The 21,784-nt window shown below is 62.2% G+C and carries 20 protein-coding genes; 14 read left to right on the forward strand and 6 right to left on the reverse strand.

The window, feature by feature from the left end; all coding sequences use genetic code 11:
* The first annotated feature begins 26 nt into the window (after window positions 1-26).
* Genes KHO30_RS26895 through KHO30_RS26905 form a run of 3 tightly spaced genes read left to right on the forward strand, consistent with a single transcriptional unit; the run spans window position 27 to window position 4,723 of the window.
* Window positions 27-1,307: a dicarboxylate/amino acid:cation symporter gene (locus KHO30_RS26895; protein WP_211702866.1), complete on the forward strand. Its 1,281-nt coding sequence runs from the start codon at window positions 27-29 to the stop codon at window positions 1,305-1,307.
* Window positions 1,308-1,353: 46 nt separating this feature from the next.
* Window positions 1,354-3,354 carry a sensor histidine kinase gene (locus KHO30_RS26900; protein WP_211702867.1) on the forward strand — a complete coding sequence of 667 codons (2,001 nt, stop codon included), beginning with the start codon at window positions 1,354-1,356 and terminating at the stop codon, window positions 3,352-3,354.
* 16 nt (window positions 3,355-3,370) lie between these two features.
* A complete protein-coding gene (locus KHO30_RS26905; RefSeq protein WP_211702868.1) occupies window positions 3,371-4,723 on the forward strand; it encodes a sigma-54-dependent transcriptional regulator in 1,353 nt (450 codons plus the stop codon).
* A gap of 88 nt (window positions 4,724-4,811) precedes the next feature.
* Here KHO30_RS26905 and KHO30_RS26910 read toward each other — a convergent pair whose 3' ends face one another.
* Window positions 4,812-5,342 carry a TlpA disulfide reductase family protein gene (locus KHO30_RS26910; RefSeq protein WP_093645606.1) on the reverse strand — a complete coding sequence of 177 codons (531 nt, stop codon included), beginning with the start codon at window positions 5,340-5,342 and terminating at the stop codon, window positions 4,812-4,814.
* Between the two features lie 173 nt (window positions 5,343-5,515).
* On the opposite strand from KHO30_RS26910, the gene KHO30_RS26915 reads away from it, so the two are divergent.
* The gene (locus tag KHO30_RS26915) at window positions 5,516-6,184 is read left to right on the forward strand and encodes a hypothetical protein (RefSeq protein ID WP_244864146.1); all 669 of its coding nucleotides are present in this window, start codon (window positions 5,516-5,518) and stop codon (window positions 6,182-6,184) included.
* A 343-nt stretch (window positions 6,185-6,527) separates the two neighbouring features.
* Here KHO30_RS26915 and KHO30_RS26920 read toward each other — a convergent pair whose 3' ends face one another.
* Together KHO30_RS26920 and KHO30_RS26925 are read right to left on the reverse strand one after the other, a co-directional pair.
* Window positions 6,528-8,141: a YifB family Mg chelatase-like AAA ATPase gene (locus KHO30_RS26920; protein ID WP_211702869.1), complete on the reverse strand. Its 1,614-nt coding sequence runs from the start codon at window positions 8,139-8,141 to the stop codon at window positions 6,528-6,530.
* Window positions 8,142-8,262: 121 nt separating this feature from the next.
* Window positions 8,263-8,520: an accessory factor UbiK family protein gene (locus KHO30_RS26925; protein ID WP_093645600.1), complete on the reverse strand. Its 258-nt coding sequence runs from the start codon at window positions 8,518-8,520 to the stop codon at window positions 8,263-8,265.
* A 399-nt stretch (window positions 8,521-8,919) separates the two neighbouring features.
* Between KHO30_RS26925 and KHO30_RS26930 the strand changes: the two genes are divergently transcribed.
* The 7 genes from KHO30_RS26930 to ptsP all read left to right on the forward strand — a co-directional run bounded on the left by KHO30_RS26930 (window position 8,920) and on the right by ptsP (window position 16,643).
* The gene (locus KHO30_RS26930) at window positions 8,920-9,258 is read left to right on the forward strand and encodes a P-II family nitrogen regulator (protein WP_006048089.1); all 339 of its coding nucleotides are present in this window, start codon (window positions 8,920-8,922) and stop codon (window positions 9,256-9,258) included.
* A gap of 43 nt (window positions 9,259-9,301) precedes the next feature.
* A complete protein-coding gene (locus tag KHO30_RS26935) occupies window positions 9,302-10,810 on the forward strand; it encodes an ammonium transporter (RefSeq protein ID WP_211702870.1) in 1,509 nt (502 codons plus the stop codon).
* 229 nt (window positions 10,811-11,039) lie between these two features.
* Complete coding sequence (gene gshA / locus KHO30_RS26940; RefSeq protein ID WP_093643778.1) at window positions 11,040-12,329, forward strand: glutamate--cysteine ligase; 1,290 nt, start codon at window positions 11,040-11,042, stop codon at window positions 12,327-12,329.
* 102 nt (window positions 12,330-12,431) lie between these two features.
* Window positions 12,432-13,388, forward strand: coding sequence for a glutathione synthase (gene gshB / locus KHO30_RS26945; RefSeq protein WP_093643776.1), 957 nt, complete (start codon window positions 12,432-12,434; stop codon window positions 13,386-13,388).
* Window positions 13,389-13,719: 331 nt separating this feature from the next.
* Window positions 13,720-14,247 carry a PTS sugar transporter subunit IIA gene (locus tag KHO30_RS26950; protein WP_093643774.1) on the forward strand — a complete coding sequence of 176 codons (528 nt, stop codon included), beginning with the start codon at window positions 13,720-13,722 and terminating at the stop codon, window positions 14,245-14,247.
* A 105-nt stretch (window positions 14,248-14,352) separates the two neighbouring features.
* Entirely contained in the window at window positions 14,353-14,622 is a 270-nt protein-coding gene (locus KHO30_RS26955) for an HPr family phosphocarrier protein (RefSeq protein WP_054035732.1), read from the forward strand.
* Between the two features lie 272 nt (window positions 14,623-14,894).
* The gene (gene ptsP, locus KHO30_RS26960; protein ID WP_093643772.1) at window positions 14,895-16,643 is read left to right on the forward strand and encodes a phosphoenolpyruvate--protein phosphotransferase; all 1,749 of its coding nucleotides are present in this window, start codon (window positions 14,895-14,897) and stop codon (window positions 16,641-16,643) included.
* An 86-nt stretch (window positions 16,644-16,729) separates the two neighbouring features.
* Here ptsP and KHO30_RS26965 read toward each other — a convergent pair whose 3' ends face one another.
* The 3 genes from KHO30_RS26965 to gpmA all read right to left on the reverse strand — a co-directional run bounded on the left by KHO30_RS26965 (window position 16,730) and on the right by gpmA (window position 20,307).
* The gene (locus KHO30_RS26965; protein WP_211702871.1) at window positions 16,730-17,488 is read right to left on the reverse strand and encodes a HesA/MoeB/ThiF family protein; all 759 of its coding nucleotides are present in this window, start codon (window positions 17,486-17,488) and stop codon (window positions 16,730-16,732) included.
* 176 nt (window positions 17,489-17,664) lie between these two features.
* Complete coding sequence (locus KHO30_RS26970; RefSeq protein WP_093643768.1) at window positions 17,665-19,245, reverse strand: S41 family peptidase; 1,581 nt, start codon at window positions 19,243-19,245, stop codon at window positions 17,665-17,667.
* A gap of 315 nt (window positions 19,246-19,560) precedes the next feature.
* Window positions 19,561-20,307 carry a 2,3-diphosphoglycerate-dependent phosphoglycerate mutase gene (gene gpmA, locus KHO30_RS26975; protein WP_054035739.1) on the reverse strand — a complete coding sequence of 249 codons (747 nt, stop codon included), beginning with the start codon at window positions 20,305-20,307 and terminating at the stop codon, window positions 19,561-19,563.
* A gap of 137 nt (window positions 20,308-20,444) precedes the next feature.
* Between gpmA and KHO30_RS26980 the strand changes: the two genes are divergently transcribed.
* The 3 genes from KHO30_RS26980 to secB all read left to right on the forward strand — a co-directional run bounded on the left by KHO30_RS26980 (window position 20,445) and on the right by secB (window position 21,774).
* Window positions 20,445-20,870 (forward strand): rhodanese-like domain-containing protein, encoded by a 426-nt coding sequence (locus tag KHO30_RS26980; protein ID WP_054035864.1) that lies wholly within the window; start codon window positions 20,445-20,447, stop codon window positions 20,868-20,870.
* Complete coding sequence (grxC, locus tag KHO30_RS26985; protein ID WP_054035740.1) at window positions 20,867-21,127, forward strand: glutaredoxin 3; 261 nt, start codon at window positions 20,867-20,869, stop codon at window positions 21,125-21,127. Before KHO30_RS26980 ends, grxC begins: the two co-directional genes overlap by 4 nt.
* 176 nt (window positions 21,128-21,303) lie before the next feature.
* Window positions 21,304-21,774: a protein-export chaperone SecB gene (gene secB, locus KHO30_RS26990; RefSeq protein WP_054035743.1), complete on the forward strand. Its 471-nt coding sequence runs from the start codon at window positions 21,304-21,306 to the stop codon at window positions 21,772-21,774.
* Window positions 21,775-21,784 lie beyond the last annotated feature (10 nt).

A 21,784-nucleotide genomic window follows, 5' to 3' on the forward strand; every position in this document is an offset into this window, starting at 1 on the left:
AGCTCACCCATATCGCAGGAAACATCGTGAAGAAACCTATCCACAAAGTGCTGTACGTCCAGGTGATCGTGGCGATCATCATCGGCATTGCGCTCGGCCATTTTTCGCCGGACTTCGCCGTCGACATGAAGCCGCTCGGCGACGGCTTCATCAAGCTGATCAAGATGGTGATCGGGCCGATCATCTTCTGTACGGTGGTGACGGGTATCGCCGGTATGGAAGACATGAAGAAGGTCGGGCGCGTCGGCGGTAAGGCGCTGCTGTACTTCGAAATCGTCTCGACGTTCGCGCTGGTGCTCGGCCTGATCGCGACCCACGTGCTGAAGCCCGGTGTCGGCTTTAACATCGATCCGGCCACGCTCGACGGCAAGGCTGTCGCGTCGTATGCCGCGAAGGCACACGGCCAGACCACGGTCGACTTCCTGATGCACATCATCCCGGACACGCTCGTGTCGGCGTTCGCACAGGGCGAAATCCTGCAGATCCTGCTGATCGCGCTGCTGTTCGGCGCGGTGCTGGCCACGGCTGGTGAGAAGGGCAAGGTCGTCACGAACTTCATCGACGGGCTCTCGCATGTGCTGTTCGGCATTGTGCGGATCATCACGAAGCTGGCGCCGATCGGTGCGTTCGGCGCGATGGCGTTCACCATCGGCAAGTACGGCATCGGCTCGCTGCTGCCGATGCTCAAGCTGATCGGCACGTTCTATCTGACTTCGATCGTGTTCGTGGTGGTCGTGCTCGGCATCATCGCGCGTGCGGTGGGCTTCAACATCCTGCGCTTTGTCGCCTACATCAAGGAAGAGATGCTGATCGTGCTCGGCACGAGCTCGTCGGAAGCCGCGCTGCCGCAACTGATGCTGAAGCTCGAAAAGCTCGGCTGCTCGCGTTCGGTGGTGGGCCTCGTGGTGCCGACTGGTTACTCGTTCAACCTCGATGGCACCAACATCTACATGACGATGGCCGTGTTGTTCATCGCTCAGGCGACCAACACCGACCTCACGTGGACGCAGCAGCTCACGCTGCTGGCGGTGACGATGCTGACGTCGAAGGGCGCGAGCGGTGTGACGGGCGCAGGCTTCATCACGCTGGCCGCCACGCTCGCTGTGGTGCCGACCATTCCGTTGTCGGGCATGGTGCTGATTCTCGGTATCGACCGCTTCATGAGCGAATGCCGCGCGCTGACGAACATTGTCGGCAACGGTGTGGCGACGGTGGTGGTGTCGGCATGGGAAAAGGAACTGGACCGCAACAAGCTGAACGCTGCGTTGCGGGGTGACGTGGCGGTCAAAGAGCCGGCCGAGGCGTAAGCCAGGCAACCGTCACGAGCACGACTTCGGCCGCGGACGCCCACCTATGAAAGCGGCGACCGCGAGCCCGGACCCCGCGCCGTCAGCCGACGAAGCTTACGCCGGCGACGCGGCGCCTTATGCCACAATATCCGATCCTTACCGATCGGATATTGCCAACGTGACGCGCCGCCTGCTGATCCTCTTCGCGCTCGTCGCCGGGCTCGTGGTGGCGTGCGGGCTGACTTACACCATTGCGTGGCAGAGCGGGATCGACAATTTGCGGCGCAACGCCGCGGTGCGGGTCGATCGCACGGCCAGCGCGCTGAAAAGCACGCTCGAGCGCTACGAATCGCTGCCTTATCTGCTGGCTGAGCATCCCATTGTGCAAGACGTGCTGGTCGATCCCAGCCCTGCCAACGTCGAACGCGCCAATCTCTATCTCGAAGACCTCAACCGTCACGCGCGGGCAACGGTCACCTACATCATTCCGCTCGACGGCTATTGCGTCGCCGCGAGCAACTGGCACGGGCCGGGCAGCTTCATCGGCGCGGGCTATCAATTCCGGCCGTATTTTCTCGATGCGGTGAAGGGTGGCGTGGGCCGCTTCTTTGGTATCGGCACGGTTTCGCAGGCGCCGGGTTATTACATCTCCCAGCCGGTGCGGCGCGACGGCAAGATCGTCGGCGTGGCCGTCGTCAAACTCGATCTCGAATGGTTTCAGGGCGCGGATGCGTCCGAGCCTCTGGTTGTCGCCGACGATCACGGCGTGATCTTTCTGTCGTCGGTGCCGGCGTGGAAATATCACACGATCCGCCCGTTATCGGGGCAAGTCGCCGATTCGATCTATCAGGCGCGCCAGTATGCGCAGCAACCGATCGCGCCACTGCCGGTGACGATCGAGCGCACGCTCGAAGGCAATGCCCAGATCGTGCGGATCGGCGGTGGCCGCTATGCACCGCGTTATCTGGCGTCGCGGCGCGGCATGGGCGAGCCGGACTGGCATCTGATTACGATGTCGCCCGTCGGTCCTGTCGACGCCGATGCGCGCAAGGCGACCATTGTGACGGGCTTCGGCTACGTGTCGCTGGTGTTGCTCGCGTTCTACTGGAGAATGCGTCGCGCCCGGGTGCGCGAAGTAATGCGCAGCCGTTCGCTGCTGCAAAAGGCCTACGCCGAACTGAACCGGCGAGTGGCGGAGCGCACCGCGGATCTCTCGCAGGCGAATGAGCAGTTGCAGAAAGAAGTCGCCGAGCGGACGCGCGCCGAGCAGGAACTGCGCGACGCGCACGACGAACTGATTCAGGCCAGCAAGCTCGCCGCGCTCGGTCAGATGGCGGCGGGCATCACGCATGAATTGAATCAGCCGCTTGCCGCGCTGCGCGGTTTCTCGGACAACACACGCGTGCTGCTCGAACGCGGCGATCAGGCGTCGGCGTTCGAAAATCTCGAAGCGATCGCGGCGCTCACCGAGCGCATGGGCAAGATCACCAATCAGTTGAAGTTGTTTGTCGGCCGCGCGCGGCCGCGCAGTGCGCGTGCGCCGGTCATGCGAGCGTTGCGCAACGTCATCGCGCTGCTGCAGAAACGCCTGCAAGGCGTGGAAGTCGAGTTCGCCTTGCTCGATGCCGGCACCGGCGTGCGCACGCCGCTGAATCTCGCCGACGATCCCGCCGATCTGGTTGCCAATTGCGACGATCTGCGACTTGAGCAGGTGTTGATCAATCTGCTCGGCAACGCGCTGGACGCAACGGCGGGGCTGACGCCGCCGCGTATTTCGATCGAGATCGAAACCGCTGAGTCGAGCGTGTCGCTCGCTGTGCATGACAACGGCCCAGGCATTCCGGACGACGTGTTGCCGCGTCTGTTCGAACCGTTCTTCACTACGAAAGAAATGGGTCAGGGGCTGGGGCTCGGCCTCGCGATTTCGTCGTCGATTGCGCGCGACTGCGGCGGCACACTGGTGGCGCGCAACGCGCCGGATGGCGGCGCATTATTCGTATTGACGCTGCGCCGCGCGCGCGTGCAGACGAGCTACACATCGGACCCGCTCACCACGGGTTCCTGAATCAGACGAGAACAACATGCTGAACGACGGCCTACAAGTGCTGTATATCGAAGACGACGAACTGGTGCGGCGCGCCGGCGTGCAGAGTCTGCAACTGGCGGGCTTCGAGGTGATCGGCCATGCGTCGGCGGAATCCGCGGCGAAGATGATTAGCGCGGACTTCTCCGGGGTGATCGTCAGCGATATTCGCTTGCCTGGCGCGAGTGGACTCGAATTGCTTGCGCAGTGCCACGAACGCGCGCCCGACGTGCCGGTGATTCTGGTTACCGGTCATGGCGATATTTCGATGGCCGTACAGGCGATGCGCGACGGCGCGTATGACTTCATCGAAAAGCCCTTCGCATCCGAGCGTCTGATCGAAACCGTGCGACGTGCGCTGGAGCGCCGCAAGCTGGTGCTCGAGAACCTCGCGCTGCGCCGTGAGCTGGCCGGGCAAAACACGGTGGCGCCGCGCATCATCGGCCGTAGTCCGGCGATCGAGCAGGTGCGGCGGCTGATCGCGAATATCGCGCCGACCGACGCCTCGGTGCTGATCAACGGCGACACCGGTGCGGGTAAGGAGTTGATCGCGCGCAGCTTGCATGAACTGTCGCCGCGCCGTGACAAACCGTTTATCGCGGTGAACTGCGGCGCGCTGCCGGAGCCGATGTTCGAGTCGGAAATGTTCGGCTATGAACCCGGTGCATTCACCGGCGCGGCAAAACGCCGAATCGGCAAGCTCGAACACGCTTCGGGCGGCACGCTGTTTCTCGACGAAATCGAGAGCATGCCGCTCGCGTTGCAGGTCAAGCTGCTGCGCGTGTTGCAGGACGGCGTGCTGGAAAGGCTCGGCTCGAACCAGCCGATTCGCGTGAATTGCCGTGTGGTGGCTGCCGCGAAGGGCGATATGGCGGAGCATGTCGCGGACGGCTCGTTCCGTCGCGATTTGCTATACCGGCTGAACGTGGTGACGATTGCGCTGCCACCGTTGGGTGAGCGTCGCGAGGACATCGTGCCGCTCTTCGAACACTTCCTGCTGGATGCGGCGGTGCGTTATCAACGCCCCGCACCGATTCTCACCGACCGGCAGCGTGCGAGCCTGATGCAACGGGAATGGCCGGGGAATGTGCGCGAACTGCGCAATGCCGCCGACCGCTTCGTGCTCGGTGTGGCCGACGATCCTGTCATGTCATTCGCCGACGACGGCGTAGCGACACAACCCTTGAAGGAACGTGTGGAGCAATTCGAGCGGGCGGTGATCGCGGAGGCGTTGGAGCAGGCGGGCGGCGTAGTGGCGGTCGCGGCAGACAAGCTGCAGCTTGGAAAGGCAACGCTCTACGAGAAGATCAAGCGATATGGCCTCGCGGCCAAAGGGGAAGGGGAGCGGTGAGAATTAAAAACGCCGGCGGCGAGGCGGTATAACCTCGGCGCCGGTGTGTTTGAATCTGGGTGTTGTTTAATTCAGGCTTTCGTTGCAATCAGGCAGCGTTCAGCGCTTTTTCCAGCAACTGGTCGAGTTCCGCGAATTGCGGTTCGCCGACATAGCGCTTCAGAATCTTGCCGTCCTTGTCGACCAGGAAGGTCGTCGGCGTGAGCTGCACGTTGCCGAACTGCTTGGCGGCCGAGCCGTCGTCCATGGCAACCTTGAACGGCAACTGGCGGGTTTGCGTGTAGTTGGCCACGTACATCGGCGCGTCGTAGTTCATTGCGACGGCGACGAATTCGAGCCCTTTGCCCTTGAAGCGGTTATAGGTCTGGACCATCTGCGGCATTTCTTTCATGCAGGTGTCGCAGCTGGTCGCCCAGAAGTTGACCAGGTAGACCTTGCCCTTCAGATCGGCAGTGGAGACCTTCTGGCCCGAGAGCAACGTGAAGGTCGCATCGGGCACGCGCTGCTGGCCGGCGAACGCGAAATAGCCGGCAGTCGCAATCGCGATGGCCACGACGGCGATGATGATGGCGCGAAGCGGATTCGCGCGCCGTGCGGCAGTGGACGGGGTGGAGCTCATGAACGGAACCTCGAGAGTCGCGCAGAACGCGCGGAACAGTACGTGGATTTGGCCTGTTAAATCCGGTATTGCTTGGCCTCGCTATTGTAGCCCGATTCCGGCAACGCGGCAGCGGGCGGCCCGGGAGGCGATAATAGGACTTTACGTTTCTGTCAGTCCGATCTTCTGTCCCCATGCTCCGAACTGCTTTTCGCTTCCTCGCCCGAGTCTCGATCATCCCGTTTGGCCGCCCGGTTAGCCGTTCTCCACGTTTCGCCCTGACAGACGGTCGCCCGGCCGGCGCTGTTTTCCCCTTGCAGCGAGCGCGAGCAGTTCTCCGCACGGTGGCCTGCACGCTGGCGTTGGGCGGCGCGTTGGCAGCGTGTTCGCCGACCTTCGACTGGCGCACCATCATGAATAACGACAACGGCTACACGGTCGACTTGCCGGCCAAGCCGGACAACGATCAGCGCGCGGTCCAGATCGACGGCAAGCCGATGCAGATGGCGATGCAAACCGCCGAAGCCGGCGACGCCGTGTTCGCGGTCGGCACCGTGATGCTGCCAAGCGATGACGAAGCGACGCAGCGTGCCGCCCTCGAATTCCTGCGCACGGGTCTCGCCCGTAACGTCGGCGCCGCGCCGGATGCGCACGCGGTGCAAATCCCGTTGGCCGCAGGCGGCAAGGTGCTGGGTCTGGAAATGAAACTGAGCGGCGAGGCTGGTTCGCAACACGAGACGCGCACCGTCTATGCGCGGCTGGTCGCGCGTGGCCGGCATGTGTATCAGGCCGCGATCATTGCTTCCACGCCCGTGCAGCAGGAACAGGTCGACCAGTTTTTTTCGTCGTTCCAGCTCTATTGAACGTTTAAAGCGGCATGTTTTTTGGCCGACTCGGTGCGCGACAAGTTTGTGGAAGACAGTGAAAGTTCCTTCGTAGCATCGCGTGCTAATTCCCGGTTTACGTTGAAGTTTTCCGGTTACTCACAGGTCCTGTGGATAACTCTGTTGAGAACTTCGCTTTTTTTGCCGTAGATGCCCATCCCGTGGGCATTCTGTCAGATCGAGTCCGCTCCGGTCGCTTGAAAAAGTCCAATCGAATCAATGCCTTTTGGATGCATGCTTCCGCGTGCCTTTCAGATGTTTCAAAATCTATCCGGAACGCGTACATGTGCATAAGTCAAGTCTTGACAGCCGATTTTTCGCCTTATACCGACCCAAAAGCCCGGCGATATTGGATGGCTTCACCGACTTGTGCAGCGCTCGGCATGGCGGTGCCGGCAAGGTCGGCGATGGTCCGCGCCACCTTCAGAACTCTGTAGTAAGCACGCGCCGACCAGCCGAAACGTTCGCCGGCCTGGCGCAGCAAAGCTTCACCTTCTGCGTCGGGGCGGCAGACCTCGTCCACTTCCCGTCCGCCCAGCTCCCGATTGGTTTTGCCTTGCCGGGCGAGTTGCCGCTCACGCGCGGCATTCACCCGCAGTGCGATCGCCGCACTGGACTCACCGGTGGTGGCGGAACGCGCCGACAGCTCTGCCGGCGTGAGCGCAGGAATCTCGAGCTGGATGTCGATGCGGTCGAGCAGCGGCCCGGACAGCTTGCGCAGATAGCGCGCCGCGATCTCCGGCGTGCAGCGGCAGCGGCCGTTGGGGTCGCCGTGCCATCCGCAGGGGCAGGGGTTCATCGCGGCGATTAGCTTGCAAGCGGCTGGAAAATCCGCTTGCAAGGCGGCACGCGAGATGGTGATGCGGCCGGCCTCGAGGGGCTCGCGCAGGGTCTCCAACACATGGCGGTCGAACTCAGGCAATTCGTCCAAAAACAGTACGCCCAGATGCGCCAGGGTGATTTCGCCGGGTTGCGGCGGATTGCGCCCGCCAACCAGCGCCGGCCCGCTCGACGAATGATGCGGCGCGCGAAACGGCCGCTGCCGCCATTGCGAGGGCGTAAAGCCGGCCCGGCTGGCGGACAGCAACGCGGCCGAGCTGAGCGCTTCGTCATCGGTCATGGGCGGGAGCAGGCCTGGCAGGCGGGCGGCGAGCATCGATTTGCCCGCGCCAGGCGGCCCGACCAGCAAGACGTGGTGTCCGCCGGCCGCGGCCACTTCAAGTGCGCGGCGCGCGCCGCGCTGGCCGATCACGTCGGCCATGTCCGGAATGGCGGTGGGCGCGGTCTCGCTGAGGTCGGGGGCCACGACAGGGTAAAGCCGGGCGTCGGGCGCTCCGGCCAGATGTGCGCACAGCGACGGCAGATCGGTGGCGCCATAGACGTCGACACCCGGCACTAGCGCTGCCTCGGCCGCGCTCGCGGCGGGTAGATAAAGCTGCGGGGCAGATTGAGCGGGCGTAACAGGCGTTGCCGGTCCGGCCGAAGTAATACAAGTACAAGTAGAAGCAGACACGCCCGCCACGCCGCCAGGAGAAGCAACGCTGCGGGCCGTTCCGCAGGCCATCGCGAAAGCCCCGCGCATCGGCCGCAGCGCGCCGGTCAGTGACAGTTCGCCGGCGAATTCACGATGCAGGAGCGACTCGGCCGGAATCTGCCCGCTCGCCGCCAGAATGCCTAAAGCAATCGGCAGATCGAAGCGGCCGGATTCCTTGGGCAAGTCGGCAGGCGCGAGATTGACAGTAATGCGCCGCACAGGGAAATCGAAGCTGCAGTTCTGCAGCGCCGCGCGCACGCGCTCGCGGCTTTCGCGCACTTCCAGATCAGGAAGGCCGACGATCGAAAAAGAGGGTAATCCGTTCGCGAGGTGGACCTCGACGGTTACTTCGGGCGCGCGGCCAGAGGCCGGCGCGCGACTGCGCACCACGGCAAGCGACATGTTTTCTCCCGTCGGACCGCGCGCAGATGGCGCGCGCAAATCCCCTAAAACGCTGATGACGTCACGGCTCGCTTGCCAGTGATGTGCAGCACTACGCAGCTAAAGCGCTGCGAGCCAAGCTTCAGGCTGCTGGCGTTGTGACCGGCAGTTTCTGTTCGAGCTCGGCGACGCGGCGCTCCAGTTCCTCGAGGCGCGCGCGAGTGCGCACCAGCACCTGGGTCTGCGTATCGAATTCCTCACGTGTGACCAGGTCGAGCTTGGAGAAGCCTTGCGACAGCATGGCTTTCACGTTGCGTTCGACATCTTTGGCCGGCGAGTTCTTGAACAGCTCGCTCATGCGGGCCTGAAAATCGTTAAAGACATCGTTCGGTTGTTTCATGGTGTTCCCCTTAATGCACAAAAAATGTGCATGTTTCATTGCGCCTGTGCTTTGTCACGTTGAATGGGCCGTCTTGGTGCATGGCCTGTTGCCTGCCGCTGCCGCATGAGCCCGTTTGGTGCGTGCTCAAACGTTAAAAGCCTTCGAACACTCTAGCAACGATCCATACGCCGCGCCACCGGTCCCCGCCAACGTTGGCCATCCGGCCAGGGCCGCTTGCGCCCCTTCTGCAGCATGCCCCGGACGAAGTCTGACACAACATGGCATGCGAGTTGCTGTTACTGCCCCGCGCGCACTGCCGGGTGCTTTTTACCAGCAGCGGAACGAGACCACGCGAACGGGTTACAGGGTACGCAAACAGGGTTACGCAACGGGTTACGCAACTTAGCGAGGGATTTCATGAAACTCATTACCGCAATCATCAAGCCGTTCAAGCTCGATGAGGCGCGCGAAGCCTTGTCGGCCATCGGCGTCTCAGGCATCACGGTGACGGAAGTCAAAGGCTTCGGTCGTCAGAAGGGCCACACGGAACTGTATCGGGGCGCTGAATACGTCGTCGATTTCCTGCCGAAGGTGAAGATCGAGGCGGCTGTCTCGGACGACATCGTCGACCAGGCGATCGAGGCGCTCGAACGCGCGGCACGCACCGGCAAGATCGGCGACGGCAAGATTTTTGTCACGCCGATCGAGCAAGTGATTCGGATTCGCACCGGGGAGACCGGCGCGGACGCTCTGTAATACCAAAAGATAGCGACACAGATAGCGACAAGAGGAAACGAAGATGCGCAAATTATTGATGTCCATGCTGATGGCCGGTTCGCTGCTCGCGGGCGGTATCGGCGCCGCCCTCGCGGACGACGCTTCCGCCCCTGCAGCCGCCTCGGCGCCTGCTTCCGATACGACGGCGAGCGCGCCGGCGCCTGACGCTTCGGCAGCGCCTGCTGCCGCCGCGGCTTCGGCACCGGCCGCTGATGCGTCCGCCGCACCGGCTGCCAGCGCCGCTGCAGCCGCGCCGGCAGCATCGGACGCCGCACCTGCCGCCCCGACCGCGCCGTTCTCGGTCGATTCGTCGAAGATCAATTCGGGCGACACCGCCTGGATGCTGACCTCCACCGCGCTCGTCCTGTTCATGACGATCCCGGGTCTGGCACTGTTCTACGGCGGCATGGTCCGCAAGAAGAGCGTGCTCGCGATCCTGATGCAAAGCTTCGCGATCACCTGCCTGGTGTCGATCATCTGGGTCATCGTGGGCTACAGCCTCGCCTTCACGCCGGGCAACTCGTTCATCGGCGGCTTCTCGCGCTTCTTCATGGCGGGCATGAACTACATCAAGGGTGACAAGGCCACGACGCTGACCGTCAGCCACCTCGCACCGACGATCCCGGAAACGGTCTACGTCGTCTATCAGATGACGTTCGCGATCATTACCCCGGCACTGATCACGGGCGCGTTTGCGGACCGTATGAAGTTCTCGGCAATGCTCGTGTTCATGACGCTGTGGTCGATCATCGTCTACTCGCCGATCGCGCACATGGTCTGGGAACCGAGCGGCTGGCTGGCTAGCGCGGGCATCCTCGACTTCGCGGGCGGCACGGTGGTGCACATCAACGCCGGTATCGCGGCGCTGGTCTGTGCTCTGGTGCTCGGCAAGCGCGTCGGCTACGGCAAGGAAGCGATGGCGCCGCACAACCTGACGCTCACGCTGATCGGTGGCGCCATGCTGTGGGTAGGCTGGTTCGGCTTCAACGCGGGTTCGGCAGTGGCAGCAGACGGCCGTGCCGGTTTCGCGATGTTCGCAACGCAAGTGGCAACCGCAGCAGCAGCACTCGCATGGATGTTCGCTGAATGGGCAACCAAGGGTAAGCCGTCGGTCCTCGGTATCGTGTCGGGCGCCGTCGCAGGTCTGGTGGCGATTACGCCGGCTTCGGGCTTCGTCGGTATGGCGGGTTCGCTGGTGATCGGTATCGCGGCAGGCGTGATCTGCTTCTGGTCGGCAACGTGGCTCAAGCACAAGCTCGGTTACGACGACTCGCTCGACGCGTTCGGCGTGCACTGCATCGGCGGTATCGTGGGTGCAATCCTGACCGGCGTGTTCGCGGTCAAGGACATCGGCGGCGCGGACGGCAGCGTCATCCTGCAAGCCAAGGGCGTGCTGACGACGCTGGTCTACAGCGGCGTGGTGAGCTACATCCTGCTGAAGGTGATCGATATGGTGATGGGCCTGCGCGTGACGGAAGAAGAAGAACGCGAAGGTCTGGACGTGAGCCTGCACGGCGAACACGTCGAATAAGGATTCCCCCGCAAGTCTCAGGACTTGCGGATCAGAATCAAGCGCAGCGACTTTGGCCCGCCTTCATGGCGGGCTTTTTTCTTGCCGGCTATCTTGGTAACAGCAGTTTTCCCCGCCTATCATGGCGATAGCGAGAATGCATTCGCATCCGCTTGCGAATGGAGAAAGCGTCCCCAAATGGACAAAGCATTTGCTCTACAATCTTTTTTCTCCAGTCTGCGAGTGATCAATGGTTCCGCACCTAGTTACGGCGTTAAACGGCCCGCTGCTCGACCTCGAGCGGAAGATCCTCGACGCTACCCCCGCCATCGAACGCTGGTTCCGGCTCGAATGGCAGGAGCACACGCCGCCGTTCTACTGTTCAGTCGACCTGCGTAACGCGGGCTTCAAGCTCGCGCCGGTCGACACCAATCTGTTTCCCGGCGCATTCAACAATCTGCCGCAGGAAGTGCTGCCGCTCGCCGTGCAGGCCGCGATGGCGTCGATCGAAAAGATCTGCCCGGATGCGAAGAATCTGCTGGTGATCCCCGAGCGCCATACGCGCAACGCGTTTTATCTGGAGAATGTCGCCCGTCTGGCCGCGATCATGCGCCAGGCTGGCTTGAACGTACGTTTCGGCACGCTCGACGAAAGCATCGTCGGACCGGTCACGATCGCATTGTCCGACGGCCAGAAGCTCGTGCTCGAACCGCTCGAGCGCTCGCAGCGGCGCCTCGGCCTGAAGAATTTCGACCCGTGCTCGATTCTGCTGAACAATGACCTGTCGGGTGGCATTCCGCCCGTCCTGGAAAATCTGCACGAGCAGTATCTGCTGCCGCCGCTGCATGCCGGCTGGGCCGTTCGCCGCAAATCGACGCACTTTTCCTGTTATGACGACGTCGCGAAGAAGTTCGCGAAGATGGTCGAGATCGATCCGTGGATGATCAATCCGTACTTCGCGCACGTCGAAGGCGTCGATTTCCAGGAGCGCACCGGTGAGGAAGCGCTAACGGATGCGATCGACGGTGTCCTGAAGAAGATCGCCAGGAAGTATCGCGAGTACGGTATTTCCGAGAAACCGTATGTTGTCATCAAGTCGGATGCGGGCACCTATGGCATGGGCGTGATGACCGTGCACGACGCCTCGGAAGTGGCCGCGCTCACCAAGCGCGAACGCGCCAAGATGGCCGCCACCAAAGACGGCCTCGAAGTGCATGACGTGATCGTGCAGGAAGGCGTGTACACCTTCGAGCGGATCGGCGAAGAAGTCGCCGAGCCGGTCGTGTACATGATCGACCGTTACGTGGTGGGTGGCTTCTACCGCGTGCACGGCAGCCGCGAGCGCGATCAGAATCTGAACGCGCCCGGCATGCACTTCGTGCCGCTCGGCTTCGAGCATACGGCCCTGCCGGATGCGCACGCCAAGCCCGGCGCGGCGGTGCCGAACCGCTTCTATATGTACGGCGTGGTGGCGCGGCTCGGGTTGCTGGCCGCATCGGTCGAACTGGAAAAGACCGATCCGGAAGCAATTCAGGTTTAAGCCTCGCGAGATGGTCGATGGCGGCATGCGTGCCGCCGTCGTCATTTTCAGCGACTATATTTGACGATCAATGCCAAGCCCTAAGGGCGCACCGGAATCCTCATGGACATTCTTTTCATTGCCGATCCGCTCACTCAGTTCAAGATCTACAAAGATTCCACCTACGCGATGATGGCCGAAGCCGCACGCCGCGGTCACACGCTCTACACGTGCGAGCCGAAACATCTGGCGTGGACCGGCGGCGACGTCGAGGCGAACGTGCAGCGCTTTGCGATTACCGGCGACGTGACCGACCTCCATCGCGACACGTGGTACGCCGCTGAAGCGGCCACGCCGAAATCGCTGAAGAGTTTCAGCGCGGTCGTGATGCGCAAAGACCCGCCCTTCGACATGGAATACGTAACGTCCACGTGGTTGCTGGAAATCGCCGAACGCGGCGGCGCGCGCATTTTCAACAAGCCGCAGGCGATTCGCGATCATTCGGAAAAGCTGGCGATCGGCGAGTTCGCGGAGTTCGTCGCGCCGACGTTGGTGACGCGCGACGCCGCCCGTTTGCGCGCCTTCCATGAAGAACACGGCGACGTGATCCTGAAGCCGCTCGACGGCATGGGCGGCATGGGTGTGTTCCGCGTGAAGGCCGACGGCATGAATCTCGGCTCGATCATCGAGATGCTGAGCCACGACGGCGCGCGCTCAGTGATGGCGCAAAAGTTCATCCCCGAGATCAAGGAAGGCGACAAGCGCATTCTCCTGATTGGCGGCGAAGCGGTGCCGTTTTCGCTCGCGCGGATTCCTCAGGGCAATGAAGTACGCGGCAACCTCGCGGCGGGTGGACTGGGCGTGGCGCGCCCGCTCACAGATCACGACCGCAAGATCGCAGACATGCTCGCACCGGTGCTTGCCGCGCGTGGTCTGCTGCTGGTCGGGCTGGATGCGATCGGCGACTGGCTCACCGAGGTGAACGTGACGAGCCCGACGTGTTTCCGCGAGATCATGGATCAGACCGGCTTCGACGTCGCCGCGATGTTCATCGACGCATTGGAGCGAGCGGCCGCTTGAGGCGCAGCCCTTGAATGGCTGCCAAGCCCCCCAAACTGTGTAGTAAATCCGCATCAAGCGAAACACCAGCTTTGGCGAGAAAATGAGCCTGATACAATGCCCGCTCTTCCGCGCCAAGCCGACTGGAAGGTGTCTGTCAGACGCCACTGGCATGGATTGCGGACTGTGAACGAGCTGTTTCCCGCCTGTGCCTTAGCGATATCAGGCGCCGCGGGCCGCTCGTCGGGTGATGCGTTCCGGCCCTCACGACCCACGGCCAGTCGAGGGCGCTTACGAACCGGGCTTTGTCCCGGTCCACGGTTCGGGGCCGTTCTTTTGCAGTAAGGCTGACATGGCAGGCATTCTGATCATTGCGCACGCTCCGTTCGCCACCGCGTTGCGCGATTGTATTTCGCACATCTACGGTGGCTTGCCGGCTCGCATCGGCGTGATCGATGTATCGCCGGATTGCGATCCCGCACAGCAGGTCGCGTTCGCGCATTCGGAAATCGAACGGCTCAAGGAAGAAAACGGCGCGCTCGTGCTCACCGACATGTTCGGCGCCACGCCGGCGAATATCGCCGGGCGGCTTGCTTCGGTGCCGAACGTTCGTGTGCTGTGTGGCGTCAATCTGCCGATGCTGGTGCGCGCGGTCTGTTATCGCGCAACGCCGCTCGACACGCTGGTCGACAAAGCCCTCGCTGGAGCCACCAAGGGCGTGCACGCAATCGGGCCTGCCACGCCGGCGCCGGTTGCGCCGCCCGCGGGGTCCAGTGACTGTTTGCCCGCTTTGCCGCCAGAGGCCGCCGCCGCTGACTGTTTGCAAGCGCTGCCGGCCGAGGCCGACCTGACTCAGAAAGCCGGCTCGACCGGGTTGTAAGCGGATCTCACGGCTTTAAACGATTGCGATTGGGTCGCGCCCAATCGCAGCTGGTTTGCAGTTTCACCTTTCACTACAACACTTACCCGCGCTTCGGACCATCACATGCTGCAACAGGAAACGACTATTGTGAACAAGCTGGGGCTGCACGCGCGCGCGTCGGCCAAGTTGACGCAACTCGCGGGCAACTACCAGGCGGAAATCTGGATGAGCCGCAATGGCCGCCGTATCAATGCCAAGAGCATCATGGGTGTGATGATGCTGGCCGCGGGTATAGGCAGCACGGTGCTCATCGAAACAGAAGGCACCGACGAAAAAGAAGCCATGGACGCATTGTTGAAACTGATTGCTGATAAATTCGGCGAAGGTCAGTGAATTCACGCGTTACCGTTGCCTGAAGCAAAATGCCGCGGCTGTCCGCGGCATTTTTTTTAGCGCGAGACAATCGCAGCTTGAGAAGCGCCTGCTCGCGGCGCGCGGGGGTTCGCGTTGCCGAAGGCGCATTGTTGTGGATGGTTACGGTATTTCGTGCTGCGCTGCACACAGCCCTAACGTATCTACAACGGGCGCGGAATTTATAATGGCCAGCAGAGTCTGAGAGCATTGCAGCGGTTTGCCGCGGCATCACACAACTAGAGGAGGTGCGCGTGTCCTTCACGCTGCATGGAATTCCCGTGTCACGCGGTATCGCCATCGGGCGGGCCTATCTGATCGCCCCGGCTGCACTTGACGTAGACCACTATTTGATCGAACCCGCCCAGATCGAGGGCGAGATCGAGCGCTTCCGCACGGCCCAGCAACATGTGCATTACGAGCTCGACACGTTGCGCGCCGATCTCGCGGCAGACGCGCCGAGCGAAATGGGCGCGTTCATCAACGTTCATTCAATGATCCTGAACGATGCAATGCTCGTGCAGGAAACTATCGACCTGATCCGTACACGCCGTTACAACGTGGAGTGGGCGCTGACCGAACAGCTCGAGCGCCTGTCGCGCCATTTCGACGATATCGAAGACGAATACCTGCGTGAGCGGAAAGCCGACATCGAACAGGTGGTGGAGCGCGTGCTGAAGGCGCTCGCCGGTGCTTCGGTGGCGCTGGTGGACGGCGTGCACGGTACCTGCGACGAGATGATCGTGGTCGCGCACGACATCGCGCCTGCCGACATGATGCAGTTCAAAACGCAAACGTTTCAGGGCTTCGTCACCGATCTCGGCGGACGGACTTCGCATACGGCGATTGTCGCGCGCAGCCTCGGCATTCCGGCCGCGGTCGGCGTGCAGCATGCGAGCCAGTTGATCCGGCAAGACGACCTGATCATTGTCGACGGTGATCACGGCATCGTGATCGTCGATCCTGCACCGATCGTGCTGGAAGAATACTCGTACCGTCAGAGCGAAAAAGCGTTGGAGCAGCGCAAGCTGCAACGGCTGAAGTTTTCGCCTACGCAAACACTTTGCGGCACGCGCATCGAACTGTGCGCGAACATCGAGTTGCCGGAGGACGCGCGCGCGGCGGTCGATTCGGGCGCAACCGGGGTGGGCCTGTTCCGCACCGAATTCCTGTTCATGAATCACAAGCACCAGTTGCCGGAAGAGGAAGAGCAGTTCGCGGCCTATCGTCGCGCGGTCGAGTTGATGAACGGCTTGCCGGTGACGATCCGTACGATCGACGTCGGCGCCGACAAGCCGCTCGATTCGATGGCTGGGGGCGATGGCTACGAAACCGCGCCGAACCCCGCCTTGGGGCTCAGAGCGATTCGCTGGAGCCTCTCGGAACCGCAGATGTTCCTGACGCAACTGCGCGCGATTCTTCGTGCGTCGGCGTTCGGCAAGGTGAAGATTCTGATTCCGATGCTCGCCCACGCGCAGGAGATCGATCAGACGCTCGATCTGATTCGCGAGGCCAAGCGTCAACTGGACGATGCTGGTATCGCCTACGATCCGAACGTGCAGGTCGGCGCGATGATCGAGATTCCGGCTGCCGCGATTGCATTGCCGCTGTTTCTCAAGCGGCTGGATTTCCTGTCGATCGGCACCAACGATCTGATCCAGTACACGCTGGCGATCGATCGCGCGGATAACTCGGTCGCGCACCTGTACGACCCGCTGCACCCGGCGGTGCTGCATCTGATCGCCTTCACGCTGCGCGAGGCGAAGCGGGCGGGGGTGCCGGTGTCGGTGTGCGGCGAGATGGCGGGCGACCCGGCATTGACGCGTCTGTTGCTCGGCATGGGCCTCACCGAGTTCTCGATGCACCCGAGCCAGTTGCTGGTGGTCAAGCAGGAAGTCCTGCGCTCGCATCTGAAGACGCTCGAGAAGCCGGTGGCCGACGTGTTGGCTTCGTTCGAACCGGAAGAGGTGCAGGCGGCGCTCAAGCGCGTGATACTGGCTTGAAACTGAAAATCCGGATTGGTGGGTTCAAATGAAAAACGCCGCACATATGTGCGGCGTTTTCCTTTTAGCGTCTTGCCTGCGTAGGCTCAGGCCTGATGCCGTTGCCCACATACCGGGCAATCCGGCTGACGCGCAATGCGCATCGTGTTCCATTCCATACGCAGCGAATCGAGCATCGTAAGACGGCCCATCAGCGGCGTGCCGATTTCGCCGATCACTTTCAGTGCTTCAGCCGCTTGCATCGAACCGATGATCCCGACCGTGGGCGCGAACACGCCCATCGTCGAGCACGCGACTTCCTCGAACGGTTGATCTTCCGGGAACACGCACGCATAGCAGGGCGACGCGGCGTCGCGGAAATCGAAAGTGCTGATCTGGCCGTCGAAGCGCAAGGCCGCGCCTGAGACCAGCGGCACGCCATGCTTCACGCAGGCGCGATTGATCGCGTGGCGCGTCGCGAAGTTGTCGGTGCAATCGAGCACGACTGTGGCGTGCGGCACCTCGCGATCGAGCCATGCATCGTCGACACGTTCGGCCACCGCGTTCACCATCACCTCAGGATTGATCTGCGCGATTGCATCGCGCCCGGACTCCACCTTCTTGCGCCCGACCGACGCCGTCACATGCAAAATCTGCCGCTGCAGATTGGTCAGGTCGACCGTATCTTCATCGACCAGCGTCAGACGGCCAACGCCTGCCGCCGCCAGATACATCGCAGCCGGCGAACCCAGGCCGCCCGCGCCGACAATGATCGCGTGCGCATCGATAAAGCGCTGCTGCGCCTCGATGCCGATTTCGTCGACGAGGATATGGCGGGAATAGCGGAGGAGTTGATCGTCATTCATGGCGGGGCGCGTGGAGTGTCGCGCAATGAGATGCAGGACCGATGGCCTGCCGTGCGCGGTTTCGTTATTTTAATCGCGCGGGGGAGCGGGTGTTCTTGCTGGTGCCGGGTATTACAACGGTACTGCTACGTGTCTTCGCAGCACGTTCCGCTGCGAAGACACGTTGGGTTTGCTGCTTAGTTGCTTTGCGTAGCAGGCGCCGAGGCCGGTGCCGATGCGCCCGGTACCGGCTGCGTCGGCTTCACCGCGACCGGCGCGGAGGCCGATGCTGCCGGCTTGTTCTGCGCGAGACGCCGCTCGGTCAGCGACTTCGATTCCTGCACCGGCTTGCCTTCCAGCTTGTTCAACGCTTGAGTCAGCATGAAGTCGTCGGTCGAACCGAACTCGACCGGCTTGCGCTCACGATCCTTCTGACGCTGTTCCGGCGTCTTCTTGTCGTTCTGCTCTTCAAGCTGGCGCAGTTGGTCCATGCGTTCCTGTTCGCGCTGTTCCGCTTCCTTCTTCTCGTTCGGATCCTGCGTGTTAGCAAGGTGGTTCGAGTAGTCGACTTCGCGGGTCACCAGTGCGTCGTCCGGATCGCCTTCCGCGTATTGATCGACCGCGATGTCAGGACGGATGCCCTTGTTCTGGATCGAACGGCCGCTCGGCGTGTAGTAGTACGCCGTGGTCAGACGCAGTGCCGTTTCAGCTGTCATCGGACGGACGGTTTGCACCGAGCCCTTGCCGAACGTGGTTTTGCCGACGATCAGCGCACGATGCTGATCCTGCAGCGCGCCCGCAACGATTTCCGACGCCGACGCCGAGTAGGCATTGGTCAGCACGATCATCGGCACAGTCTTGAAGATCGGTGCTTCGTCTTTCAGCGGATCGCTGTCGAACGATTGCAGGCGGTAGTTATCGTACGTGTCGCGATAGACCTGCTTCGAATCCGGAATCTGGCCGTTGGTGGACACCACAACCGAATTCGGCGGCAGGAACGCGCCGGCAACACCAACCGCGCTTTGCAGCAGACCGCCGCCATTATTGCGCAGGTCGAGCACGAGACCCTTCAGGTTCGGCTGTTGACGGGCGATGTCTTGCAGCTTCGCAGCCAGATCAGGCGTGGTGCGTTCCTGGAAGCTGGTGATGCGGACATACGCGTAGCCCGGCGCCAGAATCTTCATCTTGACCGATTGGACCTTGATGATCGCGCGCGTCACCGTGAGCGGGAACGTACGGTCGTCGGTCTTGCGGAAGATGGTCAGCGTGACCTTGGTGCCCGGATCGCCGCGCATCTGCTTGACGGCCTGGTCGAGCGTCATGCCGCGCACCGGCTTGTCATTGATACGGGTGATCAGGTCGCCCGGACGGATGCCGGCGCGGAACGCGGGGGTGTCTTCAATCGGCGAGATCACCTTGATCAGGCCGTCTTCTGACGAAATTTCGATGCCGAGACCCGCGAAGCGACCCTTGGTCTGCTCCTGCAGTTCTTCGTAATCGGTCTTGTCGAGATACGACGAGTGCGGGTCCAGGCTCGACACCATGCCCTTGATCGCGGCGGTGAGGAGCTTTTTATCGTCTACCGGTTCGACGTACTCATGCTTGATTTGCCCGAAGACTTCGGCAAAGAGCCGGAGTTGGTCCAGCGGCAACGGTGCGACGGCGCTCGAGGCCGCGCTGGCGGGTTGCTGGGCCGAGGCGGAGAGTTGCAGGGTGGCAAATGCGCCGGTAGCAAGGCCCGCGGCAATCAGGCCGATATTTTTCAGGTTCTTTCGCATAGAGTCTGTTGCGGTCGGGAGCGCGTGGCAGCGTCGATAGAGATGGGGACGGACAAGTATAACTGCACACCCGCCCAGTCAGTGCGCAGCGCAGGCAATCGTGATTCGACAGCGCCGGCCGGCCCTGGTTCGTGAGCCGGCGCTCGCGCCGCTGAAGTAATGTGCAGTAACGGCAAGATGGCGGTGCGATGGCGCAATTGACAGCCGGCGGGCAGCGTATGCCGGTAGGTCTTGCCGATGGAACGGCCCGTTTGCCGGGCCCCCCGCTGCAAGTTTCCGCTGCAGACGGGGGCCGCGGCGGCCGGTGGCCCCGGTTTAGCCCGCCTTGCCCTGCTTGGCCACAGCGGCCTGCGCCTTTGCAATCGCGTCCTGGTCGCCCAGATAGTAGTGCTTGATCGGCTTCAGGTTTTCGTCGAGTTCATAGACGAGCGGCACGCCGTTCGGGATATTCAGGCCGACGATGTCGTCGTCCGAAATGTTGTCGAGATACTTCACCATCGCGCGGATCGAGTTGCCGTGCGCGGCGATCACGACCTTGCGGCCCGACTTGATGGCCGGCGCAATCGACTCGTTCCACAACGGCAAAACGCGTGCGACAGTATCTTTCAGGCACTCGGTGAGCGGCAATTGCTCACGCGGCACCTTGGCGTAGCGCGGATCGTTGTAGGGTGCGCGTTCGTCCGACGGATCGAGCGCCGGCGGCGGCGTGTCGTAGCTGCGGCGCCAGACCAGCACCTGTTCGTCGCCGAACTTGGCGGCGGTTTCCGCCTTGTTCAGACCCGACAGCGCGCCGTAGTGGCGCTCGTTCAGGCGCCACGAGTGCACCACCGGCAGGTACATCAGATCCATCTGGTCCTGTACGTGCCACAGGGTGCGGATCGCGCGCTTGAGCACCGACGTGTAGGCGATATCGAACGAATAGCCCGATTCCTTCAGCAGCACGCCCGCCTGCTGCGCTTCGCGATTGCCCTGCTCGGTGAGGTCGACGTCGACCCAGCCCGTGAAGCGGTTTTCCTTGTTCCACGTCGATTCGCCGTGGCGGATGAGAACGAGTTTGTACATGAGATTGCCGGTCGGTAGTAAGGAAGCGGTAAAGCGCTGCGAGGGTCCTCTAGAGGAGCGCCGCCATCGCGTCAGACGGTTATTTTATAATGGGTGGATTGCCCTTTTCGATTTCTCTCTTTTTCGGCGGATTTTCCGTGAAGTTTTTCACTGATTACACAAACCTTGTACTGATCGCAATCGTCCTCATCTCCGGTGGGTTGCTGCTGTGGCCGACGATCAGCCGGCGTGGCCGCGGTGGCCTGTCGGCCGCTGAAGCCACCCAACTGATCAACCGGCGCAATGCGGCGGTCATCGATCTGCGTCCGTCCGCCGACTTTGCCAAGGGCCATCTGCCCGCGGCGCGGCACCTTGAATTTGCAGAGCTGCAGGCGAAAGTCGCGCAACTCGTGAAGAACAAGAGCAACCCGGTGCTGCTGGTATGCCAGACCGGCCAGCAGTCGAACAAGGCAGCGCGTATCGTGCAGGATGCGGGATACGCCGAAGTCCATGTTCTCGAAGGCGGTGTCGACGCCTGGCAGAAAGCCGGTATGCCGGTTGTGAAACAAGGAGCAGCCAAGTGAACAAAGTCATCATGTACAGCACCCAGGTGTGCCCGTATTGCCAGATGGCCGAACGTCTTTTAAAGTCGCGCGGCGTCGAGCACGTTGAAAAGGTACTGATCGACAAGGACCCGGCCCGTCGTGAAGAAATGATGACCCGGACCGGTCGCCGCACAGTGCCGCAGGTGTTCATCGGCGAGACGCATGTCGGCGGGTACGACGATCTGTCCGCGCTCGATCGCGCGGGCGGTTTGATGCCTCTGCTCGAACCTGCCTGAACGAAGCTGCCTGACTGGTGCGCCGGCCGGCGCGTGAGTCAGTCGGGTGAAATACAAGTCGGCGCGTGCTGGCCCTTCAAGGACAACCTCGAGGGCCGGCGATGCGCCGCAACGATCTGGCGGCCCGTGGAGTCATGGGCCGCCGCCATGCATACCTATCAGGGAATCACTCAATCATGTCCGACGAGAATAACCAGCCGTTCTTCAACATCCAGCGCATCTACCTGAAGGACATGTCGCTCGAGCAGCCGAATTCGCCGGGCATCTTCCTCGAGCAGGAAATGCCGTCGGTCGAAGTCGAAGTCGACGTGAAGGCCGAGCGCCTCGCCGACACCGTGTTCGAAATCCTCGTGACGGGCACGGTCACGGCCAAGGTGTCGGACAAGGTTGCGTTCCTGATCGAAGCCAAGCAAGCCGGCATTTTCGACATCCGCAACATTCCGGCTGAACAGATCGATCCGCTGGTCGGCATTGCCTGCCCGACGATCCTGTTCCCGTACCTGCGCTCGAACATCGCCGACGCGATCACCCGCGCAGGCTTCCCGCCGATCCACCTCGCCGAGATCAACTTCCAGGCGCTGTACGAGCAACGTCTCGCGCAAATGGGCGGCCAGGAAGGCGCGGCGCAAAACGGCGTCACGCATTAAACGCGTCCGT

The sequence above is a fragment of the Paraburkholderia aspalathi genome (assembly GCF_905220735.1).
Classification (GTDB): Bacteria; Pseudomonadota; Gammaproteobacteria; order Burkholderiales; family Burkholderiaceae; genus Paraburkholderia; species Paraburkholderia aspalathi.

Excerpts from the sequence above, each read along its gene's own strand:
- KHO30_RS26900 (WP_211702867.1), top strand. The coding sequence starts at position 1,354 with ATGAAAGCGGCGACCGCGAGCCCGGACCCCGCGCCGTCAGCCGACGAA.
- KHO30_RS26905 (WP_211702868.1), top strand. The coding sequence starts at position 3,371 with ATGCTGAACGACGGCCTACAAGTGCTGTATATCGAAGACGACGAACTG.
- secB (WP_054035743.1), top strand. The coding sequence starts at position 21,304 with ATGTCCGACGAGAATAACCAGCCGTTCTTCAACATCCAGCGCATCTAC.
- gpmA (WP_054035739.1), bottom strand. The coding sequence starts at position 20,307 with ATGTACAAACTCGTTCTCATCCGCCACGGCGAATCGACGTGGAACAAG.
- KHO30_RS26970 (WP_093643768.1), bottom strand. The coding sequence starts at position 19,245 with ATGCGAAAGAACCTGAAAAATATCGGCCTGATTGCCGCGGGCCTTGCT.
- KHO30_RS26915 (WP_244864146.1), top strand. The coding sequence starts at position 5,516 with ATGCTCCGAACTGCTTTTCGCTTCCTCGCCCGAGTCTCGATCATCCCG.
- gshB (WP_093643776.1), top strand. The coding sequence starts at position 12,432 with ATGGACATTCTTTTCATTGCCGATCCGCTCACTCAGTTCAAGATCTAC.
- KHO30_RS26950 (WP_093643774.1), top strand. The coding sequence starts at position 13,720 with ATGGCAGGCATTCTGATCATTGCGCACGCTCCGTTCGCCACCGCGTTG.
- KHO30_RS26925 (WP_093645600.1), bottom strand. The coding sequence starts at position 8,520 with ATGAAACAACCGAACGATGTCTTTAACGATTTTCAGGCCCGCATGAGC.
- KHO30_RS26965 (WP_211702871.1), bottom strand. The coding sequence starts at position 17,488 with ATGAATGACGATCAACTCCTCCGCTATTCCCGCCATATCCTCGTCGAC.
- KHO30_RS26955 (WP_054035732.1), top strand. The coding sequence starts at position 14,353 with ATGCTGCAACAGGAAACGACTATTGTGAACAAGCTGGGGCTGCACGCG.
- KHO30_RS26920 (WP_211702869.1), bottom strand. The coding sequence starts at position 8,141 with ATGTCGCTTGCCGTGGTGCGCAGTCGCGCGCCGGCCTCTGGCCGCGCG.
- gshA (WP_093643778.1), top strand. The coding sequence starts at position 11,040 with ATGGTTCCGCACCTAGTTACGGCGTTAAACGGCCCGCTGCTCGACCTC.
- KHO30_RS26935 (WP_211702870.1), top strand. The coding sequence starts at position 9,302 with ATGCGCAAATTATTGATGTCCATGCTGATGGCCGGTTCGCTGCTCGCG.
- KHO30_RS26910 (WP_093645606.1), bottom strand. The coding sequence starts at position 5,342 with ATGAGCTCCACCCCGTCCACTGCCGCACGGCGCGCGAATCCGCTTCGC.
- KHO30_RS26930 (WP_006048089.1), top strand. The coding sequence starts at position 8,920 with ATGAAACTCATTACCGCAATCATCAAGCCGTTCAAGCTCGATGAGGCG.